Genomic DNA, 277 nt, shown 5'->3' on the forward strand with positions numbered 1-277 from the left:
GTGTGCATTTCGCCCACGCGTTTTTATATCCACGACGATATCTACACTGCATTTGTGGACCGTTTCACCGAAGAGCTGGCCAATGTAAAAGTGGGCGATGGTCTGGACCCGGATACGCAAATGGGCCCCTTGGCTCACGAGCGCCGCCTGCCCATGATGCAAAAGTTTGTCGACAACGCCCGCTCTCTGGGTGGCAAAGTGTTGCTGGGAGGAGAACAGATCAAGCGCGATGGTTTCTTTTTCTCGCCCACAGTGCTGACGGATTTGCCCGACGATG

The 277-nt window shown here is 54.9% G+C and carries 1 protein-coding gene; it reads left to right on the forward strand.

The features are described 5' to 3' along the window. Nucleotides 1-277: aldehyde dehydrogenase family protein (locus tag ACRHOZ_RS20925; protein WP_431130203.1), on the forward strand; the 277-nt coding region annotated here is incomplete at both ends.

The sequence above is a fragment of the Flagellimonas flava genome, from assembly GCF_050617915.1.
GTDB lineage: Bacteria > Bacteroidota > Bacteroidia > Flavobacteriales > Flavobacteriaceae > Flagellimonas > Flagellimonas flava_A.